The organism is Amaricoccus sp. (assembly GCF_017993425.1).
Classification (GTDB): Bacteria; Pseudomonadota; Alphaproteobacteria; order Rhodobacterales; family Rhodobacteraceae; genus Amaricoccus.
Genome location: NZ_JAGOMQ010000018.1, coordinates 1 through 15,817, shown reverse-complemented (window position 1 = coordinate 15,817; position 15,817 = coordinate 1). Strand labels below are relative to the sequence as shown.

The window sequence follows — 15,817 nt, the reverse complement described above, 5'->3', positions numbered from 1 at the left end:
GCCGGGCCGGGTCGGGGCGGCTTGCCGGCCCGGGACGCCGAACGCTATATTCAACTGAAGATAGCTTCTGGGGAGGAAGGCGAATGAGGATCAGCGCGCGCAACGTCCTGAAGGGCGAGGTGGTGGAGATCGTGACGGGGGCGGTGACCTCGCATGTCCGGCTCCGCATCGGCGACGCCACGGTGACGGCCTCGATCACCAACGAGGCGGTCGCCGAGCTCGGCCTCCGGGTCGGCGAGCAGGCCTATGCGGTGGTCAAGGCCACCGACGTGATGATCGGCAAGGACTGATGCGGGCCTGGCTGGCGGCGGCCTTCCTCGCGGCGCAGCCGGCGCTCGCCGCGGAGGTCGTCGACGCGACCGGGCGCAGCGTCGCCGTCCCGGCCCCGGCGGCGCGGGTGTTCATCGCCGGGCCCCCGGCCGCCGCGCTCGTCTACGCGCTCGCGCCCGAGGCGCTGCTCGGCTGGTCGCACGGGCGGCCGCCGCCGGACCTGCTCCTGCCCGCCGCGCGCGACCTGCCGGAGCTGCCGCCGACGGTCGACGACGCCGGCAAGCCGAACGTGGCGGCGATCGCCGCCAGCGGCGCCGACCTCGTCCTCGACTACGGGACGGTGCGCGACAGCTACGTGGCGCAGGCCGAGGCGGTGCAGGCGGCGAGCGGCGTGCCCGCGCTGCTCCTCGACGGCCGGCTCGACGCCATCCCCGCCACGTTGCGCGCCCTCGGCGGCGTGGTGGGGACGGCGGAGCGGGCCGGGGCGCTGGCGGACTACGCCGAGGCGACGCTCGCAGAGGTCGACGCGACGCTGGCGCGCGTGCCGGCCGAGGCGCGGCCGCGGGCCTATCTGGCGCGCGGGGCGGACGGGCTGCAATCGGGCGGCGCGGGCTCGATCAACGCCGAGATCCTCGGCCGTGTCGGCGCGGTCAACGTGGTCGAGGCGCCGCCGGGGCGCAATCTCGTGGAGGTCACCCCGGAGCAGCTCGCCGCCTGGGCGCCCGACGTGATCGTGACCCAGGACGCCGGCTTCGCCGCCGCGGCCGCCGCGCTTCCGGCATGGAAGGACGTCCCCGCCGTGCAGGCCGGCCGCGTCCTGCTGGCGCCGCGGGCGCCCTTCGGCTTCCTCGACGGCCCGCCCTCGGTCAACCGCCTCATCGGGCTGCGCTGGCTGACGCACAAGCTCTACCCGGACGCCGCGGAAGGCGACCTGCGGGCCGACGTGCGCGACTTCTACGCCCTCTTCTATCAGGTCGACCTCGACGACACGGCGCTCGACACGCTCCTCGGCCCGGCGCGCTGAGCGCCAGCCTCGCGCCCATCCGCCGCCTGCCCGTGCCGCCGGCGAGGATGGAGCGGCCCTTGTCGCCGGAGTCTAATGGCATTTCGCCCGTCCACGTCCTTGAGTGCGCGCTCCGACGGCGGCGTCGCGAGGTCGAGGCAGACGACTCCGGCGTCGACCTCGCGCGAACGGCGGCGAGCATGGTCTTCGCCGGGCTTTCTCCGGCATGCGCGTTCTCTTCCGGGGCGCGCCGTGCTAGCGTCCTGATTGCGCACCGGCGCGCGAGGGGCCATGTGGCGACTTGACAGACGGCCGGGCCGGCTTTCGTCCCCCGCTGACGAGGGTGGCGTCTCCGCTGTGCGCGCGTATCAAGACCCGGCCGAAACCACCCGGAAATCCGCGATGCTGCGCCTGCGCGGCGCGGAGATCGATCTCGCCCGCGGCGCGGTGCGCGCGCCCGACGGCACGCTGACGGAGCTGCGCCGACAGTCCGCCGCGGTGCTGCGCCGCCTCGCGGCGCGGCCGGGCGAGACTGTGAGCAAGGACACGCTCCATGACGAGGTCTGGGCGGAGATCGCCGTGACCGACGACAGCCTCGTCCAGTGCATCGGCGAGATCCGCCGCGCCCTCGGCGCCGCCCGCGACGCCCTCCGCACCGTCCCGCGCGAGGGCTACCGGCTGGAGATCGGTGAGGAGCCGCCGTCCGGAGCCAAGGGGCGACGGCGCGCGCCGATCCTCGCGGCCGGCGCCGCCGCGGCGGTCCTCGCCGCCGCGCTCGCCTGGGCGCTCGGCGCCTTCGCTCCGGCCCCACCCCCGCCGCGCGGCCCCGTGGTCGCGGTGCTGCCATTTGCGAACGATGCCGGCGACGAACGCTGGGGCCGGCTGGCGCGCGGGGTCACCGACGAGGTCATCGCCGATCTCGGGCGCAACGACTGGATCTTCGTCTATGCGGCCGCGGCGACCGCGCCCCATGCCGGCGCGACCCCGCAGGCAGTCCGCGCCGCCCTCGACGCCGACTTCGTCGTCACCGGTGCCGTCCAGGCGGAGGGGGAGCAGGTGCGCGTCACCGCCGCGCTCGCCGACGCCGCGACCGGCCGGCAGGTCTGGGGCGAGAGCCGCGAGGGCCCGGCGAACGACCTGCTCTCGCTCCAGACCGGGACGGCCGAGGCGCTCGTCGCCGAGCTTGCCGGCAGCTACACCGGCGCCATCGCCCGCGCGAGCCGCGACCGCGCCCACGCCAAGACCGGCAGCCTCGAGGCCTACGACCTCTTCCTCCTCGGCATCGAGCACAAGCACAGGTTCACCAGGGAGGATCTGACGCTCGCCAGCGACTACTTCCGCCGCGCCGTCGCGCTCGACCCCGGCTTCGCCAAGGCTTGGGTCGGGCTGGCGATCTCCGAGGGCTTCATCTGCGGTCTCTCCATGAACCCGGAGGAGGCCTCGGCGCACGCCGACGCCCAGGTCGCCGCGATCGAGCGCGCCATGGAAGCCGACCCGACGGACCCTACCGTGCTGCTCGAGGCGAGCCGGCTTTACGCCATCCACGGCGACATCCCCGCCGCCGGGCGGGCGATCCGCGAGGCGGTCGCGCGCGCCCCGAACGACGCCGACGTGCTGGCCGTCGCCGCCTGGACCGCGCCGGAGCGCTCGACCATCGGGGCCGAAGCGGTGGCCTGGGCGGACCGGGCGCTGGCGCTCAACCCGGCCCACCCCGACTGGTACATGATCGCGAAGGGCGTCGCCGCCTTCGCCGCCGGCGACAACACGGGAGCGATCGCGGCGTTCCGTCAGGGATCGAGAGAGTTTCTCGACAGCTGGGTCTACGTCGCCGCCGCCGCCGCCCTGCTCGGCGACGAGCAGACCGTACGCGAGGCTCGCGGCGAGATAGCCCGCCTCTCGCCCGACTTCGACCCTGACGTCTTCTTCGCGGACTGGCCCTGGGAGCCCGAGTACCGCCGACGCTTCCGCACCGCCGCGTTGCGTGCGGGCCTCGACGGAGACCTCGCCGCGGTGAAGTGAGGCGGCGTCAGACGCCCTTCATCCCTTCCCAGAAGCTCTTCACCCGCGAGAAGAAGTCCTGGGTCTCCGGATGGTTGTCGCGGCCGGCGGCCTCGAACTCGCGCATGAGGTCGCGCTGGCGCTGGGTCAGGTTCACCGGGGTCTCCACCGCCAGCTCGATGTAGAGATCGCCCGACACGCCGCCGCGCAGCGCCGGCATCCCCTTGCCGCGCAGCCGCAGCTGCTTGCCCGACTGCACCCCCGCCGGCACCTTCACCTTGGTGCGGCCGCCGTCGAGCGTCGGCGCGTCGATCTCGCCGCCGAGCGCCGCCGTCGCCATCGAGACCGGGATGCGGCAGTAGAGGTTGGCGGCGTCGCGCTCGAAGATCGGATGCGCCGTCACCTCGACGAAGATGTAGAGGTCCCCCGACGGGCCGCCGCGCAGCCCCGCCTCACCCTCGCCGGCCAGCCGGATCCGCGTGCCGGTCTCCACCCCCGCCGGAATGGTGACGTTGAGCGTGCGGTCCTTGCGCACCCGGCCGGCGCCGGCGCAGGCCTTGCACGGGTTCTTGATGATCTGGCCGCGGCCCGAGCAGGTCGGGCAGGTGCGCTCGACCGTGAAGAAGCCCTGCTGCGCCCGCACCTTGCCGAGGCCCGAGCAGGTCGGGCAGGTCGCCGGCTCCGCGCCGCCCTCGGCCCCGGAGCCGCGGCAGACGTCGCAGGCGACGGCGGAAGGCACCGTGATCGTCGCCTGCTTGCCGGCATAGGCCTCGTCCAGCGACATGCGCAGGTTGTAGCGCAGGTCGACGCCCCGCGTCGCCCGCTGGGTCCGCGCCCCGGCGCCGCGCCCGCCGCCCATGAAGTCGCCGAAGAGGTCGTCGAACACGTCCGAGAACGCCGAGGCGAAGTCGGCGTTGGCCCCGGCATGGCGGAACCCGCCGCCCCCGCCGTTCTCGAAGGCCGCATGGCCGAAGCGATCGTAGGCGGCCTTCTTCTGCGGGTCCTTCAGGCAGTCGTAGGCCTCGTTGACCTCCTTGAACCGGCTCTCCGCATGCGGATTGTCCTGGTTGCGGTCCGGATGCAGGTCCATGGCCTTCTTGCGATAGGCCTTCTTGATCTCCGCCTCGGATGCGCCGCGGACGACGCCCAGCGTCTCGTAGTAGTCGCGCTTGGCCATGCGGCGCCCGTTCCACCTTCACACGGATCAGCCCGCCCCCTTCCGGGGGCGGGCCCTCAGCCGATCCTCGCGGATCAGTTCTTGCGGTTGTCCTCGCCGAGGTCCTCGAAGTCGGCGTCGACGATGTCGTCCCCGCCGCCGTTCGAGCCGCCCCCGGCGTCCGTCCCCCCGGTCTCCTCGGCCTGCGCCTTGTAGATCGCCTCGCCGAGCTTCATCGCCGCCTCGGTCAGGTCCTGGCTGCGGGCGCGGATCTTCTCCGCGTTGTCGCCCTCCATCGCCTCCTTCAGCGCCTTGATCGAGAGCTCGATCGCCTCGATCGTGGTCGGATCGACCTTGTCGCCATGCTCCTTCACCGACTTCTCGGTGCCGTGGATCAGGCTCTCGGCCTGGTTCCTGGCCTCGACCAGCTCGCGCCGGGCCTTGTCCGCCTCGGCGTTCTCCTCGGCCTCCTTCACCATCTTCTCGATGTCGGCGTCCGAGAGGCCGCCGGAGGCCTGGATGGTGATCTTCTGCTCCTTGCCGGTGCCCTTGTCCTTGGCGCTGACGGCGACGATGCCGTTGGCGTCGATGTCGAAGGTCACCTCGATCTGCGGGATGCCCCGCGGCGCCGGCGGGATCTGCTCGAGGTTGAACTGGCCGAGCATCTTGTTGTCGGCCGCCATCTCGCGCTCGCCCTGGAAGACCCGGATCGTCACCGCGTTCTGGTTGTCCTCGGCGGTGGAGAAGATCTGGCTCTTCTTGGTCGGGATCGTGGTGTTGCGGTCGATCAGCCGGGTGAACACGCCCCCCAGCGTCTCGATGCCGAGCGACAGCGGCGTCACGTCGAGCAGCACCACGTCCTTGACGTCGCCCTGGAGCACGCCCGCCTGGATCGCGGCGCCCATGGCCACGACCTCGTCGGGGTTCACGCCCTTGTGCGGCTCCTTGCCGAAGAACTTCTGCACCTCCTCGATGACCTTCGGCATGCGGGTCATGCCGCCGACGAGCACGACCTCGTCGATCTGGTCCTTGGAGACGCCCGCGTCCTTGATCGCCGCCTGACAGGGCTTCATCGAGCGCGCGATCAGGTCGGCGACGAGGCTCTCCAGCTTGGCGCGGCTCAGCTTCAGCACGAGGTGGAGCGGCGTGTGCGTCTTCGGGTCCATCGAGATGAACGGCTGGTTGATCTCGGTCTGCGACGCGCTCGACAGCTCGATCTTCGCCTTCTCCGCGGCCTCCTTCAGCCGCTGCAGCGCCATCTTGTCCTTGGTCAGGTCGACGCCGTGCTCCTTCTTGAACTCGTCGGCGAGGTACTGGACGATGCGCATGTCGAAGTCCTCGCCGCCGAGGAACGTGTCGCCGTTCGTCGACTTCACCTCGAAGAGGCCGTCGTCGATCTCGAGGATCGAGATGTCGAAGGTGCCGCCGCCGAGGTCATAGACCGCGATGGTCTTCGAGCCCTGCTTCTCCAGCCCGTAGGCGAGCGCGGCCGCGGTCGGCTCGTTGATGATGCGCAGCACCTCGAGCCCGGCGATCTTGCCGGCGTCCTTGGTCGCCTGGCGCTGGGCGTCGTTGAAGTAGGCGGGCACGGTGATGACGGCCTGCGTCACCTTCTCGCCGAGATACGACTCGGCCGTCTCCTTCATCTTCTGCAGGATGAAGGCGGAAATCTGGCTGGGGGAGTACTTCTCGCCCTTCACCTCGACCCAGGCGTCGCCGTTCGTGCCGGGGACGATCTTGTAGGGCACCATGCCCTTGTCCTTGGTGGTGATCGGGTCGTCGTAGCGCCGGCCGATCAGGCGCTTGATGGCGAAGAGGGTGTTCTCGGGGTTGGTGATGGCCTGGCGCTTGGCGGCCTGGCCCACGAGCCGCTCGTCGTCCGTGAAGGCGACGATCGACGGGGTGGTGCGGGCGCCCTCGGAGTTCTCGATCACGCGGGCCTGGCTGCCGTCCATGATGGCGACGCAGGAGTTGGTGGTGCCGAGGTCGATACCGATGACTTTGGGCATTCAATGGTCCTTTCTTGCGGCGATGTCGCGAGGCGGGTCCTCGAGCGGCCCCCGTCCCGCATCCCTGTCTGGGCTCACGCGTTCGTGCGGAGCCCGAACTCGGCGGGTATATAGGTCCCGGCCTTTTTCGCCGCAAGGATCGCGCCCACGCTCGCTCGCGCGATTGTTCCGTCGCCGCGCGGCCCGATCCGCCCGGAAGCCGCCCGCGCCCCGGCCCGGGCGCGCCGATCCCGCCCGCCACCCCCGCGCCCCGCCGGCGCGACGCACCGCCGCGACGGCGGCCCTGCCTGCGGAAGCTCCGCCCGGCCGGCGCCCGTCAACCTTCGTGAAGAATCGGTCACACTGCTCGACACCTGCCTGCTCTGCTGGGTCCACGGGGCGCGCGCGTCGACCGACCGACCGAAGCGGGCTTGCCCGCGAGGCTCGGCGCGACAAGCGAAAGCACGGCTTTCGCCGCGCCGACGGCTGGAGCGCGGTTGCGCGCGGAAGCCGTGGGGGGGCCAGATTTCCCCGTCGCGCGCCATCCGTCCGTGATCGCCCCGGCGAGCGCGGAATCGCGCTCGCCCCCCGCAGGGGCGATCGCGGACGGATTTGCCACGGGTCAAATCCGTCTGGCGTCGGCGTCGCGGCCAGCCTCGGGCCGGGCTTCCTCTCCACTGTCGTGCAGTGTGAGAATCGGTTGACGGATTCCGGATCATCCAACCGGATCAACATCTTGATGCGGATTTCACGCGCGCGACCGGCGAGCAGGCCCGCGCCGCTCCCGGCGAAACGGGGCCCGCCCCGCCGCCTCAGCCCGGCGACAGCGCCGCCACCGGGCTCAGCGCCGCGGCGCGGCGGGCGGGCAGGTAGCCGAAGACCACGCCGATCAGCATCGACGAGGCCACCGCCGTCACGATCGAGGCCTGCGAGTAGACGAGCGGGAACGCCGAGCCGAGCGCCGAGATCCCCGCGCCGATCGCCAGCGCCGCCACCACGCCGAGGCCGCCGGCGATCACGCAGACCAGCGTCGCCTCGGCCAGGAACTGCCGCAGGATGTCCGAGCGCCGCGCGCCCACCGCCATGCGCACCCCGATCTCGCCCACCCGCTCGCTCACCGAGACCAGCATGATGTTCATCACCCCGATCCCGCCGACCACCAGCGAGATCACCGCGATCGCCCCGATCAGCAGCGCCATGGTCTGCGTGGTCGAGGTGATCGTCTCGCGGATCTCGTCGGTGTTGACGATGAAGAAGTCGCGCCCGCCGTGACGCTCCTCCAAGAGCGCCGTCACCGCCGCCTCGGCCGCCGCCATGTCGGCGTCGTCGGCCACCTTCAGCATGACGCTCCTGAGCGTCGTCGTCCCCAGCATCCGCGTCTGCACCGTGGTGTAGGGCAGGTAGACGTTGAGGTTCTCGTTCGCCCCGAAGCCCTGCCGCGGGTTCGAGACGCCGACGACCCGCGCCGGCATCCGCCCGACCTGCAGGTACTGCCCGACCGGGTCCGTCTCCGCCCCGAACATCGTCCCCGCCGTGCGCGTGTCGATCACCGCCACCTGCGCCCGCGCGGCGACGTCCTCGGGGGTCAGCAGCCGCCCCGAGGCCAGCGTGATCCCCCGCGCGTCGAAGAAGGTCTCCGCCACCCCCTGCACCGAGGCCGTCGCCGCCTCCGCCCCCCGCCGCAGCGTCGCGCCCTTCTGCACCGTCGGCGTGACCGCCGCGGCATAGGGCTGCGCCGCCAGCGCGGCGGCGTCGGCCGCGACCAGCGTGCGGATCCGCCCCGAGCGCACGTCGCCCATGTCCTCGCCGGGATAGACCTCCAGCGTGTTGGTCCCGAGCCCGGAGATGTTGCGCAGCACCTGCCGCTGCGCCCCGGTCCCCAGCGCCACCACGTTGACCACCGCGGCGATGCCGATGACGATCCCGAGCATGGTCAGGAGCGTCCGCAGCCGGTGCGCCCGCATCGCCGCGAAGGCCATGCGCAGCACCTCGCGCGCGCCGTCCCAGAACCGCATCCCGCCGCGTCCCCGCGCCGCCGCGCCGGCCCCGGCCGCCGCCGCCGCCGGCCCGCTCGGCCGGTCGGAGACGATCGCCCCGTCGCGGAGCTCGACGATCCGCCGGGCGCGGCGCGCCACCTCCATGTCGTGGGTGACGATGACCACCGTCCGCCCCTCGGCGTTCAGCTCCTCGAGGATGCGCAGCACCTCCTCGCCCGAGCGGCTGTCGAGGGCGCCGGTCGGCTCGTCGGCGAGGATCGCCTCCGCCCCGTTCATCAGCGCCCGCGCGATCGACACCCGCTGCTGCTGCCCGCCCGAGAGCTGCCCCGGCCGGTGCTCCAGCCGGTCGCCGAGCCCGAGCCGCCCGAGCAGCGCCCCCGCCCGCGCCCGCCGCGCCGCCGGCGCCGCCCCGGCATAGACCGCCGGCACCTCGACGTTGCCGACCGCCGAGAGCTCGGCCAGCAGGTGATAGCGCTGGAAGATGAACCCGAACGTGTCGCGCCGCAGCGCCGCCAGCGCGTCGCCGTCGAGCCGTGCCACGTCCTGCCCGCGCACCCGGTAGCTCCCGGCGCTCGCCTCGTCGAGGCAGCCGAGGATGTTCATCAGCGTCGACTTGCCGCTGCCGCTCGCGCCCACGATGGCGACGAACTCGCCCTGCCCGATGGTCAGCGACACGTCGCGCAGCACCGCCGTCACCCCCTCCCCCGAGGGGAAGGTGCGCCACACGTTCCGCAGCTCCATCAGCGGCGCCGCCATGGTCAGTCCGCCCCCTCCGTCCGGCCGCGCCCGCCGACGAGGCGCACGCCCGCATAATCACGACGATCCGTTTCACCGAACGACTTCAAGAGCATGACCACCCTATCACGCGTGTTAACCACGCCGCATCCGCCGCTCAGAACCCCATCGGCGGCGGCCCGCGCCGCGCCGCCGTCGAGCGCGCCGGCGCGGCGCCGACGTCGCCGATCGCTACGTTCTCGCCGACCGCGAGCCCCGAGCGCACCTCGACGAGCGCATCGTCCGCGAGCCCCGTTGTCACCGTCCGCGTCTCCAGCGCGCCCTCCGCGCCCACCACCGTCGCCGCCCGCGTCCCGTCCGCGTTGCGCGCCCCCAGCGCCGCCGCCGGGATCGTCGGCACGTCCTCGGCGCGGCCGAGCACCAGATGCACCTGCGCGGTCATGTAGGTCCGGAGCCGCCCGTCCGGGTTCGGCACCGTCAGGATGCCGTTGTAGTAGATCGCCTCCTCGTTGGCCGTCGACGCCTCGCCGGTCAGCAGCGTGTCCTTGGTGATCGAGGTCGGCGCCGGCGCGATCGAGGCGAGCGTCGCCGGATACCGCGTCTCCGGATCGCCGACGATGGTGAACCACGCCGCCTGCCCGGGCGCGACCCGCACCACGTCGGCCTCCGAGATCTCCGCCTCGACGCTCATCACGTCGAGCCTGCCCAGCACCACGATCGTCGGCGTCGTCTGCGTCGCGTTGACCGTCTGCCCCTGCTGCGCCACCACCGCGAGCACCGTCCCGTCGCCCGGCGCGGTGATCCGCGCATAGCCGAGGTCGATCCGCGCGTCCTCGACCGCCACCTCCGCCGAGCGGATCCGCGCGTCGAGCGCGTCGATCCGCGCCTGCGTCACCTCGACCTCCGAGGCCGCGGTCTCCGCGTCGGCCTCCGAGATCGCCGCGCGCGCCGCCAGCGCCTCGCGCCGCGCCAGCACCCGCCGCTGCTCGGCCAGCGTCGCCTCCTGCTCCGTCCGCTCGGCCCGCACCTCCGCCAGCGCGGCCTCCGCGATGCGGATGGCGTTCTCGCGGGGGGCCGGGTCGATCTCGGCGATCAGGTCGCCGGCGCGCACCTCCTGCCCGAGGCTCACCGCGAGGTTGACGATCCGCCCCGACACCTGCGCGCCGACCGCCACCAGGTCCGTCGGCTTCAGGAGCCCGGTCGCCAGCACGCTCTCCTCGACCGTGCCGAGCGCCACCGGCGCGGTGATCGGCGCCGAAGCGGTCTCCGCCGCCGGCCGCAGCCAGAGCCCGGCCGCCACGGCCGCCGCCGCCGCCAGCGCGCCCACGACCCACCGCCCGCGCCCCCGCCGCTTCCCCGGCCCCGCTGGCGGCTCCGCCACCCGCGGCTGCGCCGCCGGAGACTCCACCACCCGCGGCTGCGCCGCCGGCTCGACCACGCGTGGCTGCGCCGCCGGCTCGACCACCCGCGGCTGCGCCGCGGCCGGGGCCTCCACCGCGCGCGGCTGCGCCGGCGCGCCGGCCTCGGCCCGCACCGGATGCAGCGGCGCCTTGTCCGCCGCGTCGCGAAGATGTCCCGCCATCCGGCCCTCGCTTCCGTCCTCTTCCCGGGCTTCAACGCGCCCGGCCCGCGCTTCCGTCGCGCCCCACCCCGTCCACATGGGGGCTGCCGGCGTCTGGCGAAACCGCCGCCGCCATCCTAAGTCCGGGTTGCCCCCGGAAGGAACGCACGGATGCTCGAGGTTAACGGGTTTCTGATCCACAAGGGCCGCCTCGACGCCGCCGCGCAGGGGGCGCTGGTCGAGGACCTGCGCGCCGTCGCCGCCGCCGCGCCGTTCTTCGCCCCCGTCACCCCCTGGGGCAAGCCGATGAGCGTGCGCATGACCTCCGCCGGCCGCCTCGGCTGGGTCACCGACCGCCGCGGCTACCGCTACGAGCCCCGCCACCCCGCCGGCGGCGCCTGGCCGCCGATCCCCGCCGCCGTCCTCGCCCTCTGGCGCGAGCTCTGCGCGCCGGAGCGCGACCCCGACTGCTGCCTCGTCAACTTCTACGGCGCCAAGGCCCGCATGGGCCTCCACCGCGACGCCGACGAGGGCGACTTCCGCTGGCCCGTCCTCTCCGTCAGCCTCGGCGACAGCGCGCTCTTCCGCATGGGCGGACTCAGCCGCGACGACCCCACCGCCGCCATCGAGCTCGAGAGCGGCGACGTCGTCGTCATGGCCGGCCCCGCCCGCCTGGCCTATCACGGGATCGACCGCATCCGCTTCGGCTCCTCCCGCCTCCTCCCCGAGGGCGGCCGCCTCAACCTCACCTGCCGCGTGGTCGCATGATCCCCGCCGCCCCCTGCCGCGATCCGGCCAGCCGGCCTCCCGACGTCTCCGGCCTTCCCGAGCGGAAAGGCCTGTCCCGCGACGGCGCCCGCCGGGCGACATGCGCATGCCGCCCGGCTCGACGCGGAGCGGCAGGGGCGGGGACGGCGGAACCTCGAAGTGAGTCAAGCGGCGCCGCGAGATGCGGCGCTGATAACGATGCAATGATTTTCACCGTTCATATTCAAAATATTTCGAAATATATTTGCGCGCAATATTGCGATGCGCTCCGCAAGCATTTGTCTACGCCGCTATATTCGTGCCAAATTGACGAAATAAACCCGACGCCCCCGCCAGAACCCCGGACCCGGGCGCAGCCGCCGGCGCGGCGGGTCAGGCCGGGCGGACAACCCCCCGGAGCCCACACGACCCCCCGCTTCGAACATGACCGCCAGCCCGGCCCCGCCAGTTCCCGGACGCCTAGCGAATTCACACGTCTCCTCCAGCCGCCATGGACCGAACGACAGGAAGCCGATAGCCGACCGACCGAAGCGGGCTCCGCCCGCGAGGCTGCGGCGCGACAAGCGAAAGCACGGCTTTCGCCGCGCCGACGACCGGAGCGCGCTGGCGCGGAGGTCGTCAGGGGTGAAGATTTCTCCGTCGCGCGCAATCCGTCCGTGAGCGCCCCGGCGAGCGCGGAATCGCGCTCGCCCCCCGCAGGGGCGATCGCGGACGGATTTGCCGCGGGTCAAATCCGTCGGGCTTCGACGTCGCGGCCCATTCCTCCCGATCCGTGGCTTCAGCCGGGATGTGTGAACGCCGTAGCCCGGGCGCCGGCATGACCCTCCGCCGCCTCGCCCGCGACGCCCTCGACCGCGCGCGACCCCTCGTGGGCCGGCGCGCGCTGATCCTCCTCCTCGTCATCTCCGCCTGCGGCTGGGCCTTCGCCCGGCTCGCCGACGAGATGCGCGAGGGCGAGACCCACCGCTTCGACGTGGCGGTCCTCCTCGCGCTGCGCGATCCCGGCGACCCCGCCGACCCGCTCGGCCCGGTCTGGGTGGCGGAGCTCGCCCGCGACGTCACCGCGCTCGGCGGCACCGGCGTGCTCGTCATGGTCACGCTGACGGCGGCCGGCTACCTCTGGCTGATCGGCCGCCGCGGCGCGACCGCCCTCGTCCTCGGCGCGAGCGCCTCCGGGATCGCGGCGAGCCTCCTCCTCAAGGGCGGCTTCGACCGCCCGCGCCCCGACCTCGTGCCGCACGGGGCCGTCACCTACACCTCGTCCTTCCCGAGCTCCCACGCCATGATGGCGGCGGTGGTCTACCTCACCCTCGCCGTCATGCTCGCCCGCGTCGAGAAGCGCCGCCGCGTCCGCATCTACATCCTCGCGGTGGCGATCCTGCTCACCCTCCTCGTCGGGACGAGCCGGGTCTATCTCGGGGTCCACTGGCCGACGGACGTCCTCGCCGGCTGGGCCGCCGGCGCCGGCTGGGCGCTCGGCTGCCTCCTCGTCGCCGGCTGGCTGCAACGCCGCGGCGTCCTCGCCCCGACCCCGCCCGACGAGCCCCCCGACGCCTGATCTCCTGCCCCCCGCCTGATCGCTTCGCCCGGGACGAGCCGCAACGGCGCCGGCTTCCCGCCGATCCGGCAGCGCCCCGGCCGGCGCTGCGCGCCCGCCATGTCTGGCGCGCCGATGCGCTCCGGAGAGGTCGCCCCGAGCCACGTGCAACCACGCCCGCCCGCCCGGCGCGATCCCCCGCAGCCCTCCTGACGCGAAAGGGCGGGGCGCCCGCGCGCCCCGCCCCTCGCATCCCCCGTCCGAACGCCGCGCCCGTCCCGGGCGCGGCGCGGTCGGTTACTTCTGCTCCCTGCCGAGCGCGAGACGCACCGCGTCGCCGCGGGTCACGCCGATGTCGCGCAGCAGATACTCGTCCAGCAACGCCAGCCGCAGGCCGGCCCGGCGGTCGCCCGCCCGCTGCGCCCGCGCCGCCCGCCAGGCGCGCAGCTCCGCCGCCACGCGACGGAGGAACCCGTCGCCGCCGCGACCCGCCGCGGTCCCGAACCCGAAGTCATCCTGCCGAACATGCGTCATCATCTGATCCTCCATCCCGAGGCGGCGCGTCGCCGCGCGGACCCCGATCGCCGGAACCGCAAGCCCCCCGCCGTCGTCCGGACCCCGTCCGACGGGACGGGCGACCAGGCGTCGGCGCGAACGGCCACCGAAAGGCACTCTGCAAGAATTCCCGACAGGCGCGCCTCCCGAACCTTGCGTCCGAACACTTGAGATAATCGCCGATTCCGGGCATTCCTGCGACTCAGGAAAGCTTCGCCGCTGTAAGGACGCCTTACGCATGGACTGGCTGACCCTCCCCTCCCTCGGCGCGCTCCGCGCCTTTGCCGCGCTGGCCCAGACCGGCAGCTTCACCGCCGCCGGGGCGGCGCTCAACGTCAGCCACGCCGCGGTCAGCCAGCAGGTCCGCGCGCTGGAGGACCGGCTGGGGGCCACGCTCGTCGACCGAGGCGGCGGCCGGCGGCTCGCGCTGACGCCGGAGGGGGCGCGCCTCGCGGCGGCGCTCCAGGAGGGGTTCCGCCAGATCCGCCGCGGCGTCGACGAGCTGACCGGCGCGGACGCCGGGCGGCCGTTGCAGGTGACCGTCACCCCGCTCTTCGCCAGCGCCTGGCTGATGCCGCGGCTGCCGGCGTTCCTCGTCGCCCATCCCGACCTCGACCTGCTGCTGAACCCGACCTACGACCTCGTCGAGCTCGCCCCCGGCGGCGTCGACGTCGCCATCCGCTACGGCAGGGGCGACTGGGCCGGGCTTTCCTGCGAGCTGCTGCTTCCCTCGGACTTCATGATCGTCGCGGCGCCCGGGCTCGTGGCGGGGCGGCGGGTCGCCGCCGCCGCGGACCTCCTCGACCTGCCGTGGATCGTCGAGATCGGCGCCAACGAGATGACCCGCTGGCTCGCCGAGCAGGGGGTGGTCGAGGGGCCGCGCCGCACCGTGACCCAGGTCCCCAACCACTCCATGCTCGAGGCGGTGCGCGCCGGGATCGGCATCTCGGTGATGGCGCGGCCCGCGGCGCTGGCCGAGATCGCCGCCGGCCGCCTCGTCGAGGTCTTCGCCCCGCCGCCGGGGGGCGGTCTCGCCGACGAGGGCGCCGGCTACTGGATCGTCACCCGCCCCGGCGTGATGCGCCCGCCGCTCAAGGCCTTCGTCTCCTGGCTGCGCTCGCAGGTGTGAGGGCCTGCACGACCGAGGCGGCAAGGATCGACCAGCGGCGCCGTCCCGCCTCGCGAGGGCGCCCGCATGTCAACCTCCCCGACGCGGAGCGGCCGGGACAGGAAGGGCACAAGCTGCAAGTGAATCGAACGGCGCCGCGAAATGCGGCGCTGATGACTGTGCAATGATTTCACCGTTTATATTCAAAATATTTGCATATATATTTCGAATTATATTTGCACGGAAACAAACATGGTCGAGAGGCCGCCCGTTCGCATCTGCCCGGTCCCGTCCGACAGCATCGCGATTGGCCATGAGGGCGCCCGGCCCCGCCGTCGTGCGGGACAAGGCAGGAGGCGTGTGCGCCTTCCCGACCGGATCCCCGGGGCCGGAACGGCCCTGCGGCGAGGCAGGGACCCCGCCCGCCGCCCCCGCCTGCTGCCGCGCCGGAGGACGCGCGGCGCCAGCCTTGCGCCCGCCGCCGGCATGTGCCCATCTGCGCCCGTCAGGAGAGAATCCATGCAGCCCCCCGCCGCCCCCACCGGCAAGACCGAGCTCGCGCGCCAGTTCCTCGGCGCCCTGCCGCTCTGCCGGGCGCTCGGCATCGAGGTGATCGAGGCCGGCGACGGCTGGGCCTTCATGGCCCTCGGCTACGACCCCCGCTTCGTCGGCGACCCGGCCACCGGCGTGCTGCACGGCGGCGTGGTCACCGCGCTCCTCGACAGCTGCGGCGGCGCCTCGGTGATGCTGCACCCCGCCGGGTCGCGCCCGACCGCGACCATCGACCTGCGCATCGACTACCTGCGCCCCGCCGAGCCCGGCCAGCGCCTGCTCGCCCGCGCCGAGTGCTTCCGCGTCACCCGCACGGTCGCCTTCGTCCGCGCCCATGCCTGGACCCGCTCGCCCGAGGACGCGGTCGCGGCCATGGCGGGCGCCTTCACCGTGGAGCGACCCGCCGCATGAGCCCGCGCGCCCCCGAGCCCGTCCGGCGCCTGCCCGCCCGCGCCGAACGCCTCCGCGTCACCCGCACGGTCGCCTTCGTCCGCGCCCATGCCTGGACCCGCTCGCCCGAGGACGCGGTCGCGGCCATGGCGGGCGCCTTCACCGTGGAGCGACCCGCCGCATGAGCCCGCGCGCCCCC

At 73.5% G+C, this 15,817-nt stretch carries 13 protein-coding genes; 8 read left to right on the top strand and 5 right to left on the bottom strand.

Annotated elements, in window-relative coordinates:
- The first annotated feature begins 83 nt into the window (after window positions 1-83).
- From KBB57_RS10205 to KBB57_RS10195, 3 genes are all read left to right on the top strand, one after another.
- Window positions 84-290, top strand: a complete 207-nt coding sequence (locus KBB57_RS10205; protein WP_290749460.1) for a molybdopterin-binding protein — start codon at window positions 84-86, stop codon at window positions 288-290.
- Window positions 290-1,294 (top strand): ABC transporter substrate-binding protein, encoded by a 1,005-nt coding sequence (locus tag KBB57_RS10200; RefSeq protein ID WP_290749457.1) that lies wholly within the window; start codon window positions 290-292, stop codon window positions 1,292-1,294. Before KBB57_RS10205 ends, KBB57_RS10200 begins: the two co-directional genes overlap by 1 nt.
- Window positions 1,295-1,675: 381 nt before the next feature.
- Complete coding sequence (locus KBB57_RS10195) at window positions 1,676-3,292, top strand: winged helix-turn-helix domain-containing protein (protein WP_290749454.1); 1,617 nt, start codon at window positions 1,676-1,678, stop codon at window positions 3,290-3,292.
- A gap of 7 nt (window positions 3,293-3,299) precedes the next feature.
- On the opposite strand, the gene dnaJ is transcribed toward KBB57_RS10195, so the two are convergent.
- The 4 genes from dnaJ to KBB57_RS10175 all read right to left on the bottom strand — a co-directional run bounded on the left by dnaJ (window position 3,300) and on the right by KBB57_RS10175 (window position 10,729).
- Complete coding sequence (dnaJ, locus tag KBB57_RS10190) at window positions 3,300-4,448, bottom strand: molecular chaperone DnaJ (protein WP_290749451.1); 1,149 nt, start codon at window positions 4,446-4,448, stop codon at window positions 3,300-3,302.
- Window positions 4,449-4,522: 74 nt separating this feature from the next.
- Window positions 4,523-6,436, bottom strand: coding sequence for a molecular chaperone DnaK (gene dnaK / locus KBB57_RS10185; RefSeq protein ID WP_290749448.1), 1,914 nt, complete (start codon window positions 6,434-6,436; stop codon window positions 4,523-4,525).
- Window positions 6,437-7,227: 791 nt separating this feature from the next.
- A complete protein-coding gene (locus KBB57_RS10180; RefSeq protein WP_290749445.1) occupies window positions 7,228-9,168 on the bottom strand; it encodes a MacB family efflux pump subunit in 1,941 nt (646 codons plus the stop codon).
- Window positions 9,169-9,304: 136 nt separating this feature from the next.
- Window positions 9,305-10,729 carry an efflux RND transporter periplasmic adaptor subunit gene (locus tag KBB57_RS10175; RefSeq protein WP_290749443.1) on the bottom strand — a complete coding sequence of 475 codons (1,425 nt, stop codon included), beginning with the start codon at window positions 10,727-10,729 and terminating at the stop codon, window positions 9,305-9,307.
- A gap of 150 nt (window positions 10,730-10,879) precedes the next feature.
- Here KBB57_RS10175 and KBB57_RS10170 point away from each other — a divergent pair, with 150 nt between their 5' ends.
- Together KBB57_RS10170 and KBB57_RS10165 are read left to right on the top strand one after the other, a co-directional pair.
- Window positions 10,880-11,476: an alpha-ketoglutarate-dependent dioxygenase AlkB gene (locus KBB57_RS10170; RefSeq protein WP_290749440.1), complete on the top strand. Its 597-nt coding sequence runs from the start codon at window positions 10,880-10,882 to the stop codon at window positions 11,474-11,476.
- Window positions 11,477-12,293: 817 nt separating this feature from the next.
- Complete coding sequence (locus KBB57_RS10165) at window positions 12,294-13,034, top strand: phosphatase PAP2 family protein (protein ID WP_290749437.1); 741 nt, start codon at window positions 12,294-12,296, stop codon at window positions 13,032-13,034.
- A 276-nt stretch (window positions 13,035-13,310) separates the two neighbouring features.
- Here KBB57_RS10165 and KBB57_RS10160 read toward each other — a convergent pair whose 3' ends face one another.
- The gene (locus KBB57_RS10160; protein WP_290749435.1) at window positions 13,311-13,550 is read right to left on the bottom strand and encodes a hypothetical protein; all 240 of its coding nucleotides are present in this window, start codon (window positions 13,548-13,550) and stop codon (window positions 13,311-13,313) included.
- A gap of 256 nt (window positions 13,551-13,806) precedes the next feature.
- Here KBB57_RS10160 and KBB57_RS10155 point away from each other — a divergent pair, with 256 nt between their 5' ends.
- The 3 genes from KBB57_RS10155 (at window position 13,807) to KBB57_RS10145 (ending at window position 15,803) form a co-directional block, all read left to right on the top strand.
- Entirely contained in the window at window positions 13,807-14,697 is an 891-nt protein-coding gene (locus KBB57_RS10155) for a LysR family transcriptional regulator (RefSeq protein WP_290749433.1), read from the top strand.
- A 498-nt stretch (window positions 14,698-15,195) separates the two neighbouring features.
- Entirely contained in the window at window positions 15,196-15,639 is a 444-nt protein-coding gene (locus KBB57_RS10150) for a PaaI family thioesterase (protein WP_290749431.1), read from the top strand.
- Window positions 15,636-15,803 (top strand): hypothetical protein, encoded by a 168-nt coding sequence (locus tag KBB57_RS10145; protein WP_290749428.1) that lies wholly within the window; start codon window positions 15,636-15,638, stop codon window positions 15,801-15,803. Before KBB57_RS10150 ends, KBB57_RS10145 begins: the two co-directional genes overlap by 4 nt.
- Window positions 15,804-15,817 lie beyond the last annotated feature (14 nt).